The 17957-nt window shown below is 58.9% G+C and carries 16 protein-coding genes; 8 read left to right on the top strand and 8 right to left on the bottom strand.

Features of this window, described 5'->3' with window-relative positions; translation table 11 throughout:
* A partial coding sequence (locus LA04_RS14665; RefSeq protein ID WP_047652187.1) for an efflux RND transporter permease subunit occupies positions 1 to 1877 on the top strand: 1877 nt, incomplete at its 5' end.
* Between the two features lie 22 nt (positions 1878 to 1899).
* Here the strand turns inward: LA04_RS14665 and LA04_RS14660 are convergent.
* Positions 1900 to 2667, bottom strand: a complete 768-nt coding sequence (locus tag LA04_RS14660) for an arylamine N-acetyltransferase family protein (protein WP_047652186.1) — start codon at positions 2665 to 2667, stop codon at positions 1900 to 1902.
* Positions 2668 to 2763: 96 nt separating this feature from the next.
* On the opposite strand from LA04_RS14660, the gene LA04_RS14655 reads away from it, so the two are divergent.
* Positions 2764 to 4218, top strand: a complete 1455-nt coding sequence (locus tag LA04_RS14655; RefSeq protein WP_047652185.1) for an aminotransferase-like domain-containing protein — start codon at positions 2764 to 2766, stop codon at positions 4216 to 4218.
* On the opposite strand, the gene LA04_RS14650 is transcribed toward LA04_RS14655, so the two are convergent.
* A complete protein-coding gene (locus tag LA04_RS14650; protein ID WP_047652196.1) occupies positions 4190 to 5074 on the bottom strand; it encodes a LysR family transcriptional regulator in 885 nt (294 codons plus the stop codon). The genes LA04_RS14655 and LA04_RS14650 overlap by 29 nt on opposite strands.
* A 135-nt stretch (positions 5075 to 5209) precedes the next feature.
* Between LA04_RS14650 and LA04_RS14645 the strand changes: the two genes are divergently transcribed.
* Positions 5210 to 6190, top strand: a complete 981-nt coding sequence (locus LA04_RS14645; protein WP_047652184.1) for an NAD(P)H-dependent flavin oxidoreductase — start codon at positions 5210 to 5212, stop codon at positions 6188 to 6190.
* Between the two features lie 40 nt (positions 6191 to 6230).
* On the opposite strand, the gene LA04_RS14640 is transcribed toward LA04_RS14645, so the two are convergent.
* Complete coding sequence (locus LA04_RS14640) at positions 6231 to 7286, bottom strand: SDR family oxidoreductase (RefSeq protein ID WP_047652183.1); 1056 nt, start codon at positions 7284 to 7286, stop codon at positions 6231 to 6233.
* A gap of 97 nt (positions 7287 to 7383) precedes the next feature.
* On the opposite strand from LA04_RS14640, the gene LA04_RS14635 reads away from it, so the two are divergent.
* Both LA04_RS14635 and LA04_RS14630 read left to right on the top strand, forming a co-directional pair.
* Positions 7384 to 8271 carry a LysR family transcriptional regulator gene (locus LA04_RS14635; protein ID WP_047652182.1) on the top strand — a complete coding sequence of 296 codons (888 nt, stop codon included), beginning with the start codon at positions 7384 to 7386 and terminating at the stop codon, positions 8269 to 8271.
* Positions 8272 to 8353: 82 nt separating this feature from the next.
* A complete protein-coding gene (locus tag LA04_RS14630) occupies positions 8354 to 8623 on the top strand; it encodes a hypothetical protein (protein ID WP_047652181.1) in 270 nt (89 codons plus the stop codon).
* Between the two features lie 12 nt (positions 8624 to 8635).
* On the opposite strand, the gene umuC is transcribed toward LA04_RS14630, so the two are convergent.
* The 3 genes from umuC to LA04_RS14615 all read right to left on the bottom strand — a co-directional run bounded on the left by umuC (position 8636) and on the right by LA04_RS14615 (position 11342).
* The gene (gene umuC / locus LA04_RS14625; RefSeq protein WP_047652180.1) at positions 8636 to 9898 is read right to left on the bottom strand and encodes a translesion error-prone DNA polymerase V subunit UmuC; all 1263 of its coding nucleotides are present in this window, start codon (positions 9896 to 9898) and stop codon (positions 8636 to 8638) included.
* Entirely contained in the window at positions 9882 to 10316 is a 435-nt protein-coding gene (gene umuD / locus LA04_RS14620) for a translesion error-prone DNA polymerase V autoproteolytic subunit (RefSeq protein ID WP_047652179.1), read from the bottom strand. Before umuD ends, umuC begins: the two co-directional genes overlap by 17 nt.
* 159 nt (positions 10317 to 10475) lie before the next feature.
* Positions 10476 to 11342 carry an aldo/keto reductase family oxidoreductase gene (locus tag LA04_RS14615; RefSeq protein WP_047652178.1) on the bottom strand — a complete coding sequence of 289 codons (867 nt, stop codon included), beginning with the start codon at positions 11340 to 11342 and terminating at the stop codon, positions 10476 to 10478.
* Positions 11343 to 11486: 144 nt separating this feature from the next.
* On the opposite strand from LA04_RS14615, the gene tcp reads away from it, so the two are divergent.
* Positions 11487 to 13148 carry a methyl-accepting chemotaxis citrate transducer gene (gene tcp, locus LA04_RS14610; RefSeq protein ID WP_047652177.1) on the top strand — a complete coding sequence of 554 codons (1662 nt, stop codon included), beginning with the start codon at positions 11487 to 11489 and terminating at the stop codon, positions 13146 to 13148.
* A gap of 27 nt (positions 13149 to 13175) precedes the next feature.
* Here tcp and smrA read toward each other — a convergent pair whose 3' ends face one another.
* The gene (gene smrA, locus LA04_RS14605; RefSeq protein ID WP_032640096.1) at positions 13176 to 13739 is read right to left on the bottom strand and encodes a DNA endonuclease SmrA; all 564 of its coding nucleotides are present in this window, start codon (positions 13737 to 13739) and stop codon (positions 13176 to 13178) included.
* Positions 13740 to 14092: 353 nt separating this feature from the next.
* Positions 14093 to 15004, bottom strand: a complete 912-nt coding sequence (locus tag LA04_RS14600) for a LysR family transcriptional regulator (RefSeq protein ID WP_047652176.1) — start codon at positions 15002 to 15004, stop codon at positions 14093 to 14095.
* Positions 15005 to 15179: 175 nt separating this feature from the next.
* Here LA04_RS14600 and LA04_RS14595 point away from each other — a divergent pair, with 175 nt between their 5' ends.
* Together LA04_RS14595 and LA04_RS14590 are read left to right on the top strand one after the other, a co-directional pair.
* A complete protein-coding gene (locus tag LA04_RS14595; RefSeq protein ID WP_047652175.1) occupies positions 15180 to 16490 on the top strand; it encodes a M20 family metallo-hydrolase in 1311 nt (436 codons plus the stop codon).
* Positions 16490 to 17935 (top strand): M20 family metallopeptidase, encoded by a 1446-nt coding sequence (locus LA04_RS14590; protein WP_047652174.1) that lies wholly within the window; start codon positions 16490 to 16492, stop codon positions 17933 to 17935. Before LA04_RS14595 ends, LA04_RS14590 begins: the two co-directional genes overlap by 1 nt.
* Positions 17936 to 17957: the final 22 nt, after the last annotated feature.

Here is a 17957-nt window from a genome sequence, read left to right as displayed (position 1 = left end):
TTGCCCTGGGCCTGCTGGTGGATGACGCGATGATCGCCGTCGAAACGATGGTCTCCCGGCTGGAAGCGGGGGATTCCCGTCGGCACGCGGCCACCCATGCATTCAAAACGACGGCCTTCCCGATGCTCACCGGGACTCTGGTGATGATTGCCGGCTTTATTCCCGTTGGTTTTGCGGCCTCCAGCGCCGGTGAATACTGCTTTTCCCTGTTTGCGGTGGTGCTCATTGCCCTGCTCTGCTCCTGGGCTGTCGCGATCCTGTTTTCGCCGCTGACGGGCACGTGGCTGCTGCCGGAAAAAGTCAGACATCACGCGGCAGGCCCCGGCAGGATCGCGCGCGGGTACGGACGACTTTTACGCCTGGCACTGCGTCACCGAGTGGCTACCGTGCTGATTGCGCTTGCCGCGCTGGGGCTGTCAGCGTACGGCACGACGTTTATGCAGGGCGAGTTTTTCCCCGCTTCGGACAGGCCAGAGCTGCTGGTCAGCCTGACGCTTCCGGCCAACGCGTCGCAGCCGGAAACGCTAAGAGAGGTGGAAAAGCTGGAAAAAGCGCTGGCCGGAAACAGCAATATCGATCGCTATTCGACGTACGTCGGGTCCGGCTCCATCCGTTTTTACCTGCCGATGGACGTGCTGCTGGAAAATGAAAACATCGCCCAGATGGTTGTGGTCGCGAAGGATCTTGCGGCGCGGGATCGTCTGCATGCCCAGTTGAACAGGATCCTGGCGACGCAATTTAGCGACATCATCACGCGCGTGTCGCCCCTTGAGCTGGGGCCGCCCGTCGGCTGGCCCATCAAATACCGGGTGAGCGGGCCTGATTATCTGCAGGTCCGGGTGTTTGCGGACCGTCTCACGGACGCGATTGGCCGGTCTCCGCTCTCACGCGACGTTAACCAGATGGCCGGAGAGCCGGAGAGGGTCATTACCTTAAAGGTAAATCAGACGGCGGCCAGGGCGGCGGGAATATCGTCAGAAAGCCTCGCCCGCACGCTGAACACCGTCTGGTCCGGCAGCGTTGTCACCTCCATCAGGGATAATGACCGCCTTGTCGACGTGGTGCTGCGGGCCACGGACGATGCACGTCACAGCACCGCCACCCTCTCCTCGCTCACGATTCAGGGGAATGACGGTAAAAAAATTCCGCTCAGCGCCGTCGCGACGCCGGTCTGGGGCGTGGACGATCCGGTCGTCTGGCGTCGGCAGCGCGTGCCCTTCATCACGGTGCAAACGGATCTTGCCCCGGGGCTGAAGGCTGAAGCGGTATCCGCGGCGCTGCGTCCGGCGGTCGACAAGCTGCGCGCGAACCTGCCCGCTGGTTACAGCATTGAAGAAGGCGGCGCGGTTGCCGAATCGGATAAGGGGAACAGCTCCGTCTTTACCGTTCTTCCGGTAACGCTGATCATCATGCTGTTGCTGCTGATGCTCCAGCTGCGGCGTTATTCCCGGATGCTGCTGGCCCTCCTGATGGCCCCGTTTGGCTTGCCGGGGATCGTGCTGGCTATGCTGCCCGGCGGCACGCCGATGGGGTTTGTCGCGCTGCTGGGCGTCATCGCCCTGGCGGGGATGATCGTGCGCAACGCGGTGATACTGATTAGCGAGGTTGACAGCAATCTTGCTCAGGGGATGGCAAACGATGCCGCGATTATGGCGGCTGCAGAGCACAGGGCCAGACCCATCTGCCTGACCGCCTGCGCCGCCATCCTGGGCATGATCCCAATCTCTCATCAGGTCTTCTGGGGGCCAATGGCCTATGCGATTATCGGCGGGCTGCTGGTCGCGACGCTGGTGACGCTGACCGTGTTACCCGCGTCGTTTAGCCTGCTGTTACGGTGGGGCGCTCAGCGCAACGCCGCAAAAGACGTACTGCGCTGAGGCTCCACCGTTCCCAAGTAGATTACGCGGCGGTCAGCGCAAAACGGTCTTTCAGGACATGGCGGATTTCATCCTCCGCCAGTTTCCGCGTTTCAGTGCCGTTCGCCGTGATGGTTTTCAGCACATCGCCCAGCAAAATCTGGCGTCCCTCCGGGCTGTGCTGCACCACTACCCGCTTCTGCACAAAGATGGCATCCGGGTGCGTGGAGTTAAGGTAGTTGGCCGGGACGAAATCAATCCATTCCTGAGGGGTGAGATCAAAGCCGTACTGCCGGGCCCACTCTCCCTCAACCTTCGCCTCAAGCAGATATTCGCCCTCCGCGCTGCGGCTTAGCCGAAACGTGTCGAAATCCTGCGTGATATCCACATCAAGCGTGTCCAGCGCCAACGGCGCACGAATGCCGTAGCTGCCGAACCCGAGGTCGCAAAGCCACTGTCGGCTATCTACCTCAGCGACGATCGCCATGTGGGTTTTCGGCCGCCGCACGGGGTAGAACATCGGGCGCGCCGCCACGAAACGGTAAGGGATCCCTAACGCCGCCAGCACCATGGCAAAAAGCCCGTTTACCTCATAGCAGTAGCCGCCGCGCCCCTGCGTTAACACCTTATCGGCAATGTCGTCCGGCGCCAGCGAGACAATTTTACCCGCCTGAACGTCCAGATTTTCAAAGGGAACGGAAAAGAGCTGATGGCGCATCAGCGCATGCAGTGTGGCCGTATCGGCAGCCGCCGGTCCGGTGTATTTTATGCGTTTGAAATAGGTGGAAATGTTGAAGTTATCGCTGTGCATAATGCCTCCTTGTCCTGAACATGCCGGACACTATAGATGGCGCGCATCATTGGCTGTATAGTCAGTTTTATCGAAAATTAGCCTGAACAGTTACCCATGTCTGCCCCGTCCCAGTCCTCTCCTCACTATCGCCGTATTGCGGATATGCTGCGTCTTACCATTACGTCCGGCGCGCTGCGCGCCGGTGACAGGATGATCTCCGCGCGCAAACTGGCCGAACGCGAGCGCGTTAGCCTTCCGACGGCGCTGGAGGCCCTTCGCTGCCTGGAGGCTGAAGGGCTGATCGTTGCGCGCCCGCGTTCAGGCTATTACATCCGTCAGACCAGCCAGCCTGCGCATGCGGAGCCCGCGCGTTCCTCTCCGGGCCCGGTCCCCGTCACCCTATCCGCCGTGGCCCGGTCGCTGTTCAGCAGTGCAGAAGCCCGTCTGATCCCGCTGGGCGCCGCCCTGCCCGATCCCGCGTGGCTGCCGGGAGATGCGCTGCAGCGGGCGTTGCACTCTGCGGGCCGTCGTCTGGACGCGCATGGACAGAGCTACAGCCTGCCTCCGGGAAGGCGGGATTTGCGAAGCAAGATTGCCGCGCGCTCTGCCCAGTGGGGAGCCCGGTTCGGCGCGGACGATCTCATTATTACCGCAGGCGCGACGCAGGCGCTGCGCCTGGCTCTTTGGGCCGTGTGCCAGCCGGGTGACGTCGTGGCGATTGAGCAGCCAGCCTACTTTGGCACGCTCCTGCTGCTGGAGGATTTAGGCCTGAAGGCCTTAGCGATCCCCACCGACCCTGTGGAAGGCCTGCTGCTGGAACCGCTGGCGGACGCCATTCGCTGCCACCGCCCTGCGGCCGTTCTGGCCTCGCCCACCGTGCAAAACCCGCTGGGTGCCAGCATGCCCGTCGCGCGCAAGCAGGAACTGGTTGCCCTGCTGGAAGAGGCAGGTATTCCCTTGATTGAGGACGATGTTTACGGTGACCTGGTCGGCGAGGGGCAACGCCCTCCGGCCTGCAAGGCGTTCGACCAGAGCGGGAATGTGATCTACTGCAGTTCCCTGTCTAAAACGCTTGCGCCCGGATGGCGAATCGGCTGGATCGCCGCCGGACGCTACTCCCCGCAGGTCTTACAGGCGCGCATGGCCGGAGAATGGGCTGGCGCCCCGCTGCTGGAAGCGGCGACGAGCGAGGTTCTGGCGAGCGGCGACTACGATCGCCATCTGCGGCGGCTGAAGCGCCGGATCGCGGAGGGCGTTCACGCCGTCGTGGAGCAGGTCAAGGCGAGCTTTCCGCCCGGTACGCGCGTTAACGTACCCGCTGCCGGTTTCCTGCTGTGGGTTGAACTGCCTCAGCGGGTCAACGCGCTGGAGGTGCACCGTCGCGCGCTGGCGCTGGGCATTGGCGTCAGCCCTGGCCCCCTGTTTTCCCCTGCCGCAGAGTTAACGCACTTTCTGCGGCTGAACTGCGCAAACGAACCTACGCCCCGCCTGCTGAACGCCGTGGAGCAGATTGGCGCGCTGTGTCACGAGCTGGCCGCTTTCACACCAGACTCTCCAGCCACTCGGTAAAGACCCGCACCTTCCGGGAGAGGTGGCGGTGTGGATAGAGCAGTGACAGCTTGCGGTCCGGCGAGCGATAGTCCGGCAGGACTTCAACCAGAAGACCACGGTCTATGTAAGGCTGAAGAAAGAGATTCATCCCCTGCATTAACCCCAGCCCGGCCAGACCTGCCGCGATGTAGGCCTCGGAGTTATCCACGACAAGCTTACCGGGCAAGGTAATTTCCGCGATGCCTTCTGGCGTGGTAAACGTCCACGGATGAATTTGTCTGCTGCGGTTATTAATCCAGTTGATGGCCTGATGTTTGCGTAAATCATCCGGCGTTTCTGGCGCACCGTGTTTTGCCAGCCAGGCCGGGCTGGCGCAGGTCGTGATTTTGATGTTCCCGATTTTGCGCGCGATGTAGTCACCGTCCTCCAGCTCTCCCACGCGCAGCACGCAGTCCAGGCCATCCCGCAGCATATCCCGACGGCGGTCAGAGCTGCTCAGAATGATGTCGATCTCAGGATGCTGACGATAAAAATCAGGCAGATTAGGTATGACCCGCAGCGTGGCAAAAGAGACCGGCATATCCACACGCAGCTGGCCGTGTATTGCCCGGTCCGTACCAAACGACTCCAGTAATTCGTCCGCCTGCGCCAGCAGGGGTTTACTCCGGCGATAAAAGGCCTCCCCATCCGGGGTCAGGCTAATCCGACGCGTTGTGCGCTGCAGTAGCCGGGTGCCGCTGTGCTGCTCCAGAAGCTGTAACGCTTTGGTGACTGCCGGGCGATGGATCTGCAGATTCTCCGCCGCCTGGCTAAGGCTGCCTGACTCGACAATTTCAATAAAAATTCGAATAGATTCAAAGAGGTTTATTTGCATAAGGAATGCTTTTGCCGCGAGCAGGATAATATGATTGTTATTAATTTTATAACAGTGATGAATATTTTTGGCTATTTTTCCTAACAATCCTGCGCCCTACACTCTTCCCCATTCAAACGTAAGGGAGAGTCTGCTATGAAAAATAACCGTATTTGTCAGATCCTGGGCATCGAAAAACCTGTTATTCAGGGGCCGTTATCCTGGCTCACGGATGCCCGCTTGGTCGCAGCGGTCAGCAATGCCGGAGGGCTCGGCGTGCTGGGACCCAATGCCGGTTTAACCGCCGACACCGCGGTCTCCACGCCGGAAGAGACCGCCGAAAAAATGCGCGAAGAAATTCGTAAAACCAAACGACTGACCGAGAAACCCTTTGGCGTGAACCTGATCCCCACGGCCGTTAATGACGTCTGGACTGGGCCTATTCTTCAGGTGGTGAAAGACGAAGGCGTCAGGGCCGTGGTGTATACGGGCTATGGGGAAGGCAGCATTATTCCCGCGCTGTTCCGCGAGTTAAAAGAAGCGGGTATCGCCATTATCTACCGCGACATCAACCCAACGCCTGAGAACACCCGCCTCGCAGAAGAAATGGGGGCTGACATTATCGTCGCCACCGGTTTTGATGAGGGCGGGACGTTACCCGCAACGGTGCTTGGCACCTTTTCCATCGTGCCGCTGATTGCCGATGCCGTGAAGCACATTCCGGTGATGGCCGCGGGCGGCATTACCGACAATCGCACCGCCAGAGCGGCCCATGCATTGGGCGCGGAAGGCGTGTTTGCCGGGTCGGTCTTTATCAGCACGGAAGAAAGCCGCGTGCCGCAGGGGGTCAAAGAGAAAATCGTTGCCGCCAACGGTCTCGATTTGCTGCTTTTCCGCACCGTGCCCCACTACTACCGCGCTCTTCCCGGCAGGCTGGCGGAAAAACTAGCGGCGATGGATAAAGCAGGCGCAAGCAACGACGCGCTGGGCAAGGCGATGGGAGGATTGCGGGGCCTGCGCCTGGGCATGCTGGAAGATAACACCGATGAAGGCTATATCGCGCTCGGCACGGGGATTGGGAATATTCACAGCGTGAAAAGCGTGGCCGAGGTTGTGAATGCGTTAACGGTTGAGTAAGCACCCGGCGTCCTGGCCTGCACCAGGACGCCCAGGCTCATCAGGGAATAATCCGCGCGGCTCTCAGCTGCGCGAACAGGCGGAAAAACATCTCATCGGTGGCCTGCATTTGCGTGAAGCCCGCCCTGCGCAGCTTGCTCCCGTCACCAAACATGTCGTAATTCCAGCCAAAGACAAAATCGGCAAAATGCCCGTCGCTCAGCTGCAAAATATCCGCTTCCGCCAGCCCCTCTTCGGCAAGCTCGCGCCATACGCCGCGATAGTCGTTAAACAGCTGATGAAATGACAGCCTCACCGGCGGCGCAGAGTCCAGTTCAAACCAGCGTGCGATGCGCGGCCACAGCTCGCTCCAGCGCCAGATATCGCCATTGTTCACGTTGAACGCCTGATTCTGTGCCGCAGGTGACGCGGCGGCCCATAGCGTGGCCTCGGCCAGCAGCCCGGCGTCGGTATGATCGACGATGCTGTGCCAGGCCTGTTCCGAACCGGGAAAACGCAGCGGTAAACCCTGCGCCCTGCACAGGGAGGCGTACAGGGCGATACTCAGCGCAAGGTTCATGGCATTGCCCGGTACCGCGCTCCCCACCACGCCCGGCCTGACGGCATTCCAGTGCCAGCCTTTCCCCCGCTGAAACTGGCTGAGCCACGCGAGCTGCGCGGCGTTAAATTCAGCCCCCGGCACGCCGGGATCGCTTTCCCGCGCCGGGGTTTTAAACGGCCCCAGATGCGCACCATAGACTTTGTACCCCTGCATCAGGCTTACCGTCTGCAAAGGTGCCGTTTTTTCGAGGGTGCTGACCAGATTACGCAGCATGGTGACGTTCGGCTCAACCATGTCCGTCCAGTTCGCCGCGTTCGCCCAGGCGCTGTAAAAGATATGGGTGACACCGTCCAGGGCGTCCAGCGCCCGCGCGGTATCCTGCGCATCCAGTAAATCGACGTTCACCATGGGAATGCCGTCCGGGTGGGTTACCGCGTGGCGACTGAGACCGATCACCTCCCACTGATGGTGCAGAAGGGTGTTGACCAGCTGTCTGCCGACAATGCCGCTGGCGCCCGCGACCAGGGCGACGTTGTGTTGCTGCATCTTATTCATGGTGTTTCTCCGGAAGGGGTGACAGACGCAGTGTGATCTATTATTTTTTCTGAAGATATACCCTGAAACCGATGGCACTTATAAGCAGAATCATTAAATGAATAATAAGCTCACCGCCATTTCTACCTTTCTACGCGTCGCTGAAGCGGGCTCGTTTTCGGCGGCCGCCCGGCAGACCGGTATTAAGCAGTCCGCCGTCAGTCAGCAGATCGCAGCACTTGAGGATGAGCTTGGCGTGGTGCTGCTGCACCGTACGACGCGTACGATGAAGCTGACCGAACAGGGTGAACGTTACCGGCGTGATATGCAGCTTGTGCTGGACGCTATGGGGGAAGCGGAGAGGCGTTTGCATCCTGCCGATCATCGCGTTCAGGGGCGCGTCCATGTCCAGTTACCGAGCGGCCTGGGGCAGATCATTTTGCCGCATCTGCTGGCGCTACAGCGTCTGCATCCCGAACTGCAGCTGATGATTTCCCTGGATGACCGCCTTGCCGATCTGGTGACGGAGGGCGTGGATGTCGCGATACGGCTGAGCAGTGAGCCTCCGCAGGCGCACGCGGCTCGCGTACTGGGGCGGATTGAAGCCGCGCTGTTTGCCGCTCCCGGTTTTCAGGCGGTACACGCCGTCAGCGAACTGACCACGCTGCCACACGTACGGTTCAGCGGTATTCCGCTGGATGCCCCCCTGCGCCTGATTTCTGACGAGGAAACGGTCGAGGTCAACGTGAATACCGTTTTCCGTGCCAACACCAGCGACGCGCTGCTGCAGGCGCTGGAATCCGGCATGGGTATCGGCGGCATGCAGCGACCGCTCGTGGCCGGGGCGCTGCAGGCGGGCACGCTGGTACCGGTGCTGCCCGACTGGCGGTTACCCGATCGCTTCCTCTATGCCGTCTATCCTGACGCCCGCTTTATTCCGCAGCGCGTCAGAAAGGTCGTCAGCGTAATAGAGCAGTTACTGCCTGAAATACTCAAGAAAAACTGATTGCTCCCCCTGAAATCACGTGCATTTTTTAACCGCCAGGAATAGAGTGTTTTTACCGTATCCTCCTCTTTCTGGAGCACTTATGCCGGATTACCGTTTTTTCCAAAAAGGCCCGAACCTGATTGCGATCGAGAGCGCAAACATCGATGCGGCCGCTCAGCTCATCGCTCAGGGGTTTGAAAAACAGTTTGAGGAGATTGGCGCCGCGGATGAAAAAGAGGCGCTTACCCGCCTTGCCGATATCCGTAAAAATAACGAGATCGATCGCCACAACTTCCTGGCCGGTGCGGGCCAAATGCCGTGGATCGGCGTGCTGACGGCTGCGGCAACCTGGTTGGTGCAAAAGAAATAACGCAACCATCTTCTACTTCGCCACCGGCAAATCGGCGTACCGCGTCGTATAGGCCGGTGACAGCATCTCACGCTTCATCGCCCAGGATTTCTCAATACCCTGCCCGGCAAACCATATCTTCCCTTTGCCGGAATGATTTACGCTGTCCATCATCTCCATCAGCGCCGCGCTGTTGGCGCGCAGACGATTATCGTCAAACAAATTAAGCTGGGCGACGCCGCTGCTGAAAAAGTCCGCCAGCATGACCCCGGCTTTCATATAGCGATATCCGTCAAGCCATATACGCCCCAGCGCCTCCGTGGCGGCGCGGATGATATCCCGCGAATCATTGGTGGGCGTCATCAGGGTGACGGAAGCCTGATTGCCGTAATAAATTTCGTTGTCCGCGTGCGGGCTGGTGCGCACAAATACGCTGATAAAACGACAGTATTGATGCTCGCCGCGCAGTTTTTCCGCAGCGCGTTCCGCGTAGGCGCAAATGGCCTGGTGCATCTCTTCATATTGGGTAATACGGTGTCCAAACGAACGGCTACAGATGATTTGCTGCTTCGTGGGGGTGAACTCCTCCAGATCAAGACAGGGCTCACCGCGCAGCTCGCGGGCCGTCCGCTCCAGTACCACGTTGAAATGTTTGCGGATGACCCAGGACGACGCTTCCGCCAGCTCCAGCGCCGTGGTGATGCCCATAGCGTTGAGCTTTTTCGTGATGCGCCGCCCTACTCCCCACACCTCCTCTACCGGAACCTTTTCCAGCAGCTTACGCTGCCGCTCGCGGCCTGAGAGATCGACCACGCCGCCTGTGCTGGCCCAGCGTTTCGCCGCATAGTTGGCCAGCTTCGCCAGCGTTTTGGTCGGAGCAATACCGACGCCAACGGTTAGGCCCGTATTTTTAAAGACCTGCGTGCGCATCTGGTGACCGAACGCTTCCAGCGACAGGCAGTGGCTGACCCCTGAAACGTTCACGAACGCCTCATCGATGGAGTAAATCTCTATTGCCGGGGCGAGATCGGTCAGCGTCTGCATGACCCGACTGCTGAGATCGGCATACAGCGCATAGTTCGAACTGAAGACGTAAACCCGTTCCGGAAACCGCTTCTCTTTGAATTTAAAATACGGCTCACCCATTTTTATGCCGAACTGCTTTGCCTCCCGCGACAGCGAAATAATGCAGCCGTCGTTATTGGACACCACCACGATGGGTTTCCCCTCCAGATCGGGGCGGAATACCTTCTCGCAGGAGGCGTAGAAGCTATTCACATCAACCAGCGCGAACATGTTTATGCGTTTTGAGCGTGTGGGTGACGACGCCGAAGATCTGCAGCTCCTCTTCGGACTGAAAGGTAATCGGCTGATAGCGGGCATTATGCGGCAGAAGTCTCAGAACCGGACGGGTCTGTAGCTCTTTCACCGTAAACTCACCGGCGACCGACGCCACGACGATATCCCCATGGTCGGCATTTAACGAACGATCGACCACCAGCAGATCGCCGTCGCCGATCCCCGCCCCAATCATGGAGTCTCCACTCACCTTGATAAAATAGGTCGCACTGGGGTGTCTGACTGCCAGCCGGTTAAGATCGAGACGATCTTCCACATAATCCTGCGCCGGGCTGGGGAAACCACAGGCAACGCGTTCTAAAAACAAAGGTAATTCAATGACTTGTTTTGGGTGATAAGAAAAGAGAGTGTCCATAATGCCTTTCTCGCCAGATACTGTATATAAATACAGTATTACGGATTATGGCCAGGGATCAAGGTCATTTCCGGAGGCGAACCCAAACGCGTTGAAGTGTCAGAAGATTTAAAACGCGCAAAGCCCGGAAGCACACTTACGGCTTTGCGCCTGTGAGGATCAGTCCATCAGCGTATTCAATGTTTCCAGCGCGTCAGGCGGCAGCTGCAGCTCCCCCGCCGCGAGGTTTTGCCGCAGATGCGCCACGGAAGAGGTGCCAGGGATCAGCAGGATATTCGGTGAACGCTGCAGCAGCCATGCCAGCGCGACCTGCATTGGCGTTGCGCCCAGTGAATCCGCGACGGCCTGCAGCCCGGAAGATTGCAGTGGCGTAAAGCCTCCCAGTGGGAAGAACGGCACATACGCGATCCCCTGCTGCGCCAGCAGATCCACCAGCGCGTCATCCCCCCGGTTCACAATATTGTACATGTTCTGCACGCACACCACTGGCACCATCTTCTGGGCTTCCGCAACCTGGGTGGCCGTGACGTTGCTCAGGCCAATATGACGCACCAGCCCCTGCTGCTGTAATTCGGCCAGGGTGGTGAGCGGTTCAGCAATCGACCCTTCCGCCGGCCCGTGTGCGCTAAACATGATCCGCAGATTCACCACGTCCAGCACGTCCAGCTGTAGATTACGCAGGTTGTCATGCACCGCCTGCGTCAGTTCCTGCGCGGAAAAGGCCGGTAGCCAGGCGCCTTTGTCGTTGCGACGGGCGCCAATCTTGGTGACGAGCGTCAGATCGTCCCGGTAAGGGTGAAGCGCCTCGCGAATCAGCTGGTTAGTGACATGAGGACCATAAAAATCACTGGTATCAATGTGGTTCACCCCGGCCGCCACCGCTTCGCGCAGCACGTCCAGCGCGGCCTGCTTATCCTTCGGTGGGCCAAAAACGCCCGGTCCGGCGAGCTGCATCGCACCGTAGCCCAGTCGTTTAACCGTCCGCGTCCCGAGCGCGTACGTCCCGCTTTTATCAATGCTGCTCATGTTAACCTTCCTCATAAAAATGATCCGGATTTACAACAGGTTCCTCACCGGAGCCCTTAGTTAAGCGCGAGTTAAATTAAAGTTTAAATTCTATACGACGATAGTATTGGTGTACCTCTGCATCCTTTCTAACGGACGACCGCTATGCTGAAAAATCTGCACGTGATTACCGGTATTATCTTTGCCCTCACCATATTCTGTCTGCTGCAAGTTGTCACGGGAGGGTTGTTCTACTCTGCCGTCAGCAACGATCGCCATAACTTCCAGAATTCCGGCGTGCTCAATGCCCAGCAGGAAAGCCTGAGCGACAGCGTAAACACGCTGGTGAAAACGCGCGTCACCGTCACCCGCGTGGCGATCCGCTATCTGAAAAACCAGCGTGACCCGGCTTCCCTTGCGGCGATCAATAAACTGCTGGGCACCGCGGGCGACTCGCTGGCAAAAGCCGAAGCCTATAACAAAGAGTGGCAGAAGCTGCCGCAGGTTAACGGCCAGCAGGCGGCATTGACCGACGAGATGCAGAAATCCTGGAACCAGATGCACGAAGTGATGCGCTTATCGATTGAGTATCTGCGCGCCGACAACTACCAGGCCTATGGCGATCTGGACGCCCAGCAGGCGCAGGACGATATGGAAGCGGTCTATAACCGCTGGCGCGCCGAAAACAACACCCTGCTGAAGGCCGCAACCGAAGAGAACCAGAGCAGCTTCACGCAGATGCAGTGGACGCTGGCGGCTATTCTGCTGGCCGTTATCGCGGTTCTGGTGGTCATCTGGCAGGGTTTACAACACCTGCTGTTAAAACCACTCCACTCCATTATGAACCATATTCGCGCTATTGCAGGGGGCGACCTGACGCAGGAGATCGCAATCTCTGGTCGCAATGAGATGGGTCAGCTGGCCGCTGGCCTGCATGAGATGCAGCAGTCGCTGGTGACCACCGTCAGCGCCGTACGTGGAAGTACCGATTCCATCTACACCGGCGCAGGCGAAATTGCCGCGGGGAGCAACGATCTTTCCGCCCGCACCGAGCAGCAGGCCGCCTCGCTCGAAGAGACCGCCGCAAGCATGGAAGAGCTGACCGCAACGGTTAAACAGAACTCCGATAACGCCCGTCAGGCCACGCTGCTGGCGAAAAACGCCTCTGAGACGGCCGCGCGCGGCGGTCACGTCGTGGATAACGTGGTTCGCACCATGAACGAAATCGCCGACAGTTCGCAGCAAATTGCGCATATTACCGGCGTGATCGACAGCATTGCGTTCCAGACCAACATTCTGGCGCTTAACGCCGCGGTGGAAGCGGCACGCGCCGGGGAACAGGGCCGTGGTTTTGCGGTTGTTGCAGGCGAAGTCCGTACGCTGGCGAGCCGCAGCGCGCAGGCGGCGAAAGAGATCAAAGGGCTTATCGAGAACTCTTTCAGCCGCGTGAATACCGGCTCTGAGCAGGTCAGCGAGGCTGGCACCACCATGAAGGAAATTGTCGCCGCCGTCACCCGCGTGACCGATATCATGGGTGAGATTTCATCTGCCTCTGACGAGCAGAGCCGTGGTATTGAGCAGGTGAGCCTGGCCGTTTCGCAGATGGACAGCGTGACGCAGCAAAACGCCGCGCTGGTGCAGGAGTCCGCCACGGCGGCTGCGGCACTGGAAGATCAGTCCGAGCAGCTGCGCCAGGCGGTAGCGGCGTTTCGCCTGAACGGCAAAGAAAAAGCGGTCGCCCCACGCCAGGTCAATCTGAAAACGCCACAGCTGCTGCGCCCGGCGACGACTACCGCCTCTACCGACAGCAACTGGGAAACGTTCTGATTCACCGGCGGGCGAGGATATCGCCCGCTAGCGGCTGCGCTTGGCGTGCCGCTCCCAGTTTTCCTGTTTTGCTTCATCCGATTTTCGCAGTGAAACATAACATGCCCCGCTGCCGCCGTGATGCGGCAGCGCCACGCAGAAGGCCTGCACTTCCTCAAACTCGGTTAGCCAGCGCGCCAGATAGCTGCGCACCACATTGGGATGCGAGTTCTGCTCGCGCCCTTTCCCGTGAATGATGATCAGATTGCGTAACCCGTCGCGTCCGGCCTGACGAATAAAAGAATAGAGCATCTGACGGCAGCGTTCGGCGGGCTGGCGCAGGAGGTTTAAGCTGGCCTGGCGGGCATATTTACCCGCGCGCAGCTTATCAATAACGCCCTGCTGTACCCCTTCGCGCTGGAACGCCAGCGGTTCTTCCAGGGGAAGCACGTCAAGAAAATCCAGCGTCAGGAAGTTATCCAGCTGTTCGCTATCCACCTCCTCGCGCGCCCGCGTATTGCGGCTGGGCTGCCAGTGAATATCCGCGCAGCGCTTCAGGGGCTGGACATCTTCCATGGCGTCAAGAAAAAATGATTTGTCGTCAGGGTTCATGGACATCCTCCGGCTACATCTGAGGACTGTACTATACCTGCGCCAGAGACCGGCCTCAATCACCGTTACAGGGCGATACGTGGCAATAATATTAACCTGATGAATATATATAGTCATTATTAAATAAAGTTAAACCACACTTAACTAAAACTTCAGCAAAGTTAAATTACGTGATTTATGTTAAAAATTCATTAAATCAATCACTCGCCTGCCTTTCATTTTTCGCAAAAGGTGTTATACCTAAATATACCTGCCTCATGGATATAATACTCAGGATTGGCGAAAGGACGCACTGCTGTGTGTACTATAGGGTCTGTTTGATGTCGGACAGATCCTGTTTTTTTATATATCTGTCACGCGACGACTATTTTTCTGGCTTCCCTTCTGAACTGCGTAATTAATGACTCAGCAAGGGGAGTCTGACGTGAATCACGGCGCTGAATTAAATAATAGGTTGCTTTTGGAAGCGATTCGACAACCGGCAGCATGACCAGCCGGTGCGCCAGCAGCGGGTCACACCCTAGCTCCTGCGGCAATATGCTTAAAAAATCACTTTGCGCAACCAGGCTAATACAGGAAGAAAATGTTTCGCAAACCACACCAATTCGCGGTATTTGCGAACGATCGCTAAATACCTCCTCTAATTGCTTATAATAACTTCCACGCGGCGTCGGCATTGTCCAGTTATAATGCAGGAGTTCATTAATTGACGTTGCCCCCATTGCCGGGTGACCTTCCCGACAAAATACCGCAAACGGTTTTTCGAAGAGCTTTTCAAACGTAAACTCCTGGTCGTAAGGCCCCTGATAATAGGTGTTGATGGTGAAGTCCAGCTCGCCCTGGCGTAATTCATTGATCATCGACACCAGCTGCCCCTCCATAATCCGCACCTTGACCTGCGGATGCTGCGCATGGAAGCGGGTGATAACGGCGGGCATAAGCGTGCGTGAAACGCTGGCCCCCATCCCGATGTTGATCTGCCCGGCCAGCTCCCCCTGCCGCTGACGGATATCATCCTGCGCCGCGCGCAGCTCTTCCAGAATCAACCTGGCGCGCTGGTAAAAGCCCTCACCGCATTCGGTCAACGCGACGCCCTTACTCCTGCGCACGAAAAGCTGCGCCGCCATGCCCTCCTCCAGCTCTTTAATGGATTTGGTCAGCGCCGGCTGCGAAAGATTCAGCGTCCTGCTGGCACCGCGAATGCTGCCCTGACGCGCAACCTCAACAAACGCCCGGATTTGATGAAATTTAATCTGGAATGTCATAGCCCGACCGATAACCGTTGTTTATCAGAGTAAAGAAACTGTCATCTACTTTAATGGAAAGGGATGTGCGAGGGTAATTCCTGAACGGTTAAAACTGTGAAAAATCGGTTAGTGATAAGTAAAAACTATCACAGCGTGAAGCAGTTCACATATTTTAATGATGACAGGAACAGATATGGACACACTGGCGCAGTACATCCAGACGTTATCCCCGCAGCTGAGCGCATGGCGTCGCGATTTTCACCATTTCGCGGAATCCGGCTGGGTAGAGTTTCGAACGGCCGCGAAAGTCGCGGAAATCCTCGACTCGCTGGGTTATGAACTGGCGATGGGTCGCGACGTCGTGGATGCCGAAAGCCGAATGGGGCTGCCCGATGCCGCTACTCTGGCGCAAGAGTTTGCCCGCGCGCGGGCGCAGGGCGCGCCAGAGAAATGGCTGGCGCCGTTTGAAGGCGGGTTTACCGGCATTGTGGCGACCCTCAATACCGGCCGCCCTGGACCGACGCTGGCGTTTCGCGTCGACATGGATGCCCTTGATTTAAGCGAAGCGCTGGATGAAAGCCATCGCCCGTTCCGCGACGGGTTTGCTTCCTGCAATCCGGGAATGATGCACGCCTGCGCGCACGACGGCCACACCGCTATTGGCCTGGGGCTGGCGCAGGTGCTTAAGCAGAATGAAGAGCAGCTCAACGGCACCATCAGGCTGATCTTCCAGCCTGCCGAAGAAGGCACCCGCGGCGCGCGCGCCATGGTTGCCGCCGGGGCGCTGGACGACGTGGACTATTTCACGGCCATTCATATTGGTACCGGCGTGCCTGCCGGGACGGTCATTTGCGGCAGCGATAACTTTATGGCCACCACCAAGTTTGACGTGAGCTTTACCGGCGTGGCCGCACACGCGGGCGGTAAACCCGAGGACGGGCGTAACGCCCTGCTCGCCGCCGCGCAGGCCGCCCTCGCCCTGCACAGCATCGCCCCCCACAGCGACGGCGCATCCCGGGTGAACGTCGGGGTGATGCAGGCGGGCAGCGGACGCAACGTGGTGCCCGCGAATGCCCTGATAAAGGTTGAAACGCGCGGCGAAAGCGAAGCGATTAATCAGTACGTCTTTGAACGCGCGCAGGCGGTGATAACCGGCGCAGCGGCGCTCTACGGCGTGCGCGCCGAGATGCGCCTGATGGGTGCAGCCACCTCCAGCGCGCCGACGCCGGCCTGGGTTGATTACCTGCGCGAACAGGCGAGCCAGGTTTCCGGGGTTATTCACGCCATCGATAAGGTGAAAGCGCCAGCAGGCTCCGAAGACGCCACGCTGATGATGGCCCGCGTGCAGGAGAACGGCGGCATGGCGTCCTATATGGTGTTCGGCACGGATTTGAGCGCCGGACATCACAATGAAAAATTCGACTTCGATGAGCAGGTTATGGCCATCACCATTGAAACGCTGGCGCGAACTGCGCTCAACTTCCCGTGGACGCGAGGTGTGTAATGCAGGAGAACTACGCTTTTATTGCCGATGCGATCGACACGCGATGTCGGACGTTAACCGATATTGCCGACGCGATCTGGGATCGTCCTGAAACCCGCTTTGAAGAGTTCTGGTCCGCCGAACGGCTGGCCAGCGAGCTGGAGGCCGAGGGCTTTACGCTGACGCGCGAGGCCGGCGGTATTCCAAATGCCTTTATTGCCAGCTTCGGCAGCGGGAAACCGGTCATCGCCCTGCTGGGCGAATACGACGCGCTGGCCGGGCTAAGCCAGCAGGCGCACTGCGCGACGGCGCAATCCGCCACGCCGGGAGCCAACGGCCACGGCTGCGGGCATAACCTCTTAGGCACCGCGGCGCTTGCTGGAGCGGTGGCGGTGAAAAGCTGGCTGGAGCAGCACGGCGGCAGCGGAACGGTGCGTTTTTATGGCTGTCCCGGCGAGGAAGGCGGCTCCGGGAAAACCTTTATGGTGCGCGAAGGCCTGTTTGATGACGTTGATGCCGCCGTCACCTGGCACCCGGAAGCCTACGCCGGGATGTTTAACGTCAGCACGCTGGCGAATATTCAGGCCGCCTGGCGTTTTCACGGCGTGGCGGCACACGCGGCCAACTCCCCCCATCTGGGACGCAGCGCGCTCGACGCCGTGACGCTGATGACCACCGGCACCAACTTCCTCAACGAACACATCATTGAGAAAGCGCGCGTCCATTACGCCATTACCGACACCGGCGGGATCTCGCCCAACGTGGTGCAGGCGCAGGCCGAGGTGCTGTACCTGATCCGCGCCCCTGAGATGGCCGATGCGCAGCAGATCTACGAACGCATCGAAAAAATCGCCCAGGGCGCGGCGATGATGACCGAAACCACCGTCGAGTGCCGCTTTGATAAAGCCTGCTCAAGCTACCTGCCGAACCGCACGCTTGAAGCGGCGATGTATCGCGCCCTGCAGCACTACGGCACGCCGGCCTGGACGGAGGAAGAACGCGCCTTCGCCCGCGAGATCCGCGCCACCCTGACGCCCAACGATCTGCAAAACAGCCTGAAAAATATTGCCGCGACGGGGGGTGACGCGGGTAAAGCCTTTGCCCGGCGCCATCAGGAGACGCTGCTGGTGGATGAGGTCGCGCCCTATGCCGTCACCGACAACGTGCTGGCGGGTTCAACCGACGTGGGCGACGTCAGCTGGAAAATGCCGGTCGCCCAGTGCTTCAACCCCTGCTTTACCGTCGGTACGCCGCTGCACACCTGGCAGCTGGTGGCGCAGGGGCGTACCTCCATTGCTCACAAAGGCATGCTGCTGGCCGGGAAAGTGATGGGCGCGACCGCGCTCAATCTTCTGCAGGACGCGGCGCTGCTGAAAAAATGCCGTGAAGAGTTCGAACAACAATTACAAGAAAAACCGTACGTGTGTCCGATCCCGCAAGACGTGACACCGTCACCTTTAAAATAAAAAACACAACACAACAACACAA

Source organism: Enterobacter sp. UCD-UG_FMILLET (assembly GCF_000762975.1).
Classification (GTDB): Bacteria; Pseudomonadota; Gammaproteobacteria; order Enterobacterales; family Enterobacteriaceae; genus Enterobacter; species Enterobacter dykesii.
The sequence above is the reverse complement of the archived record's forward strand: the minus strand, read 5'-3'. Positions and strand labels throughout refer to the sequence as shown.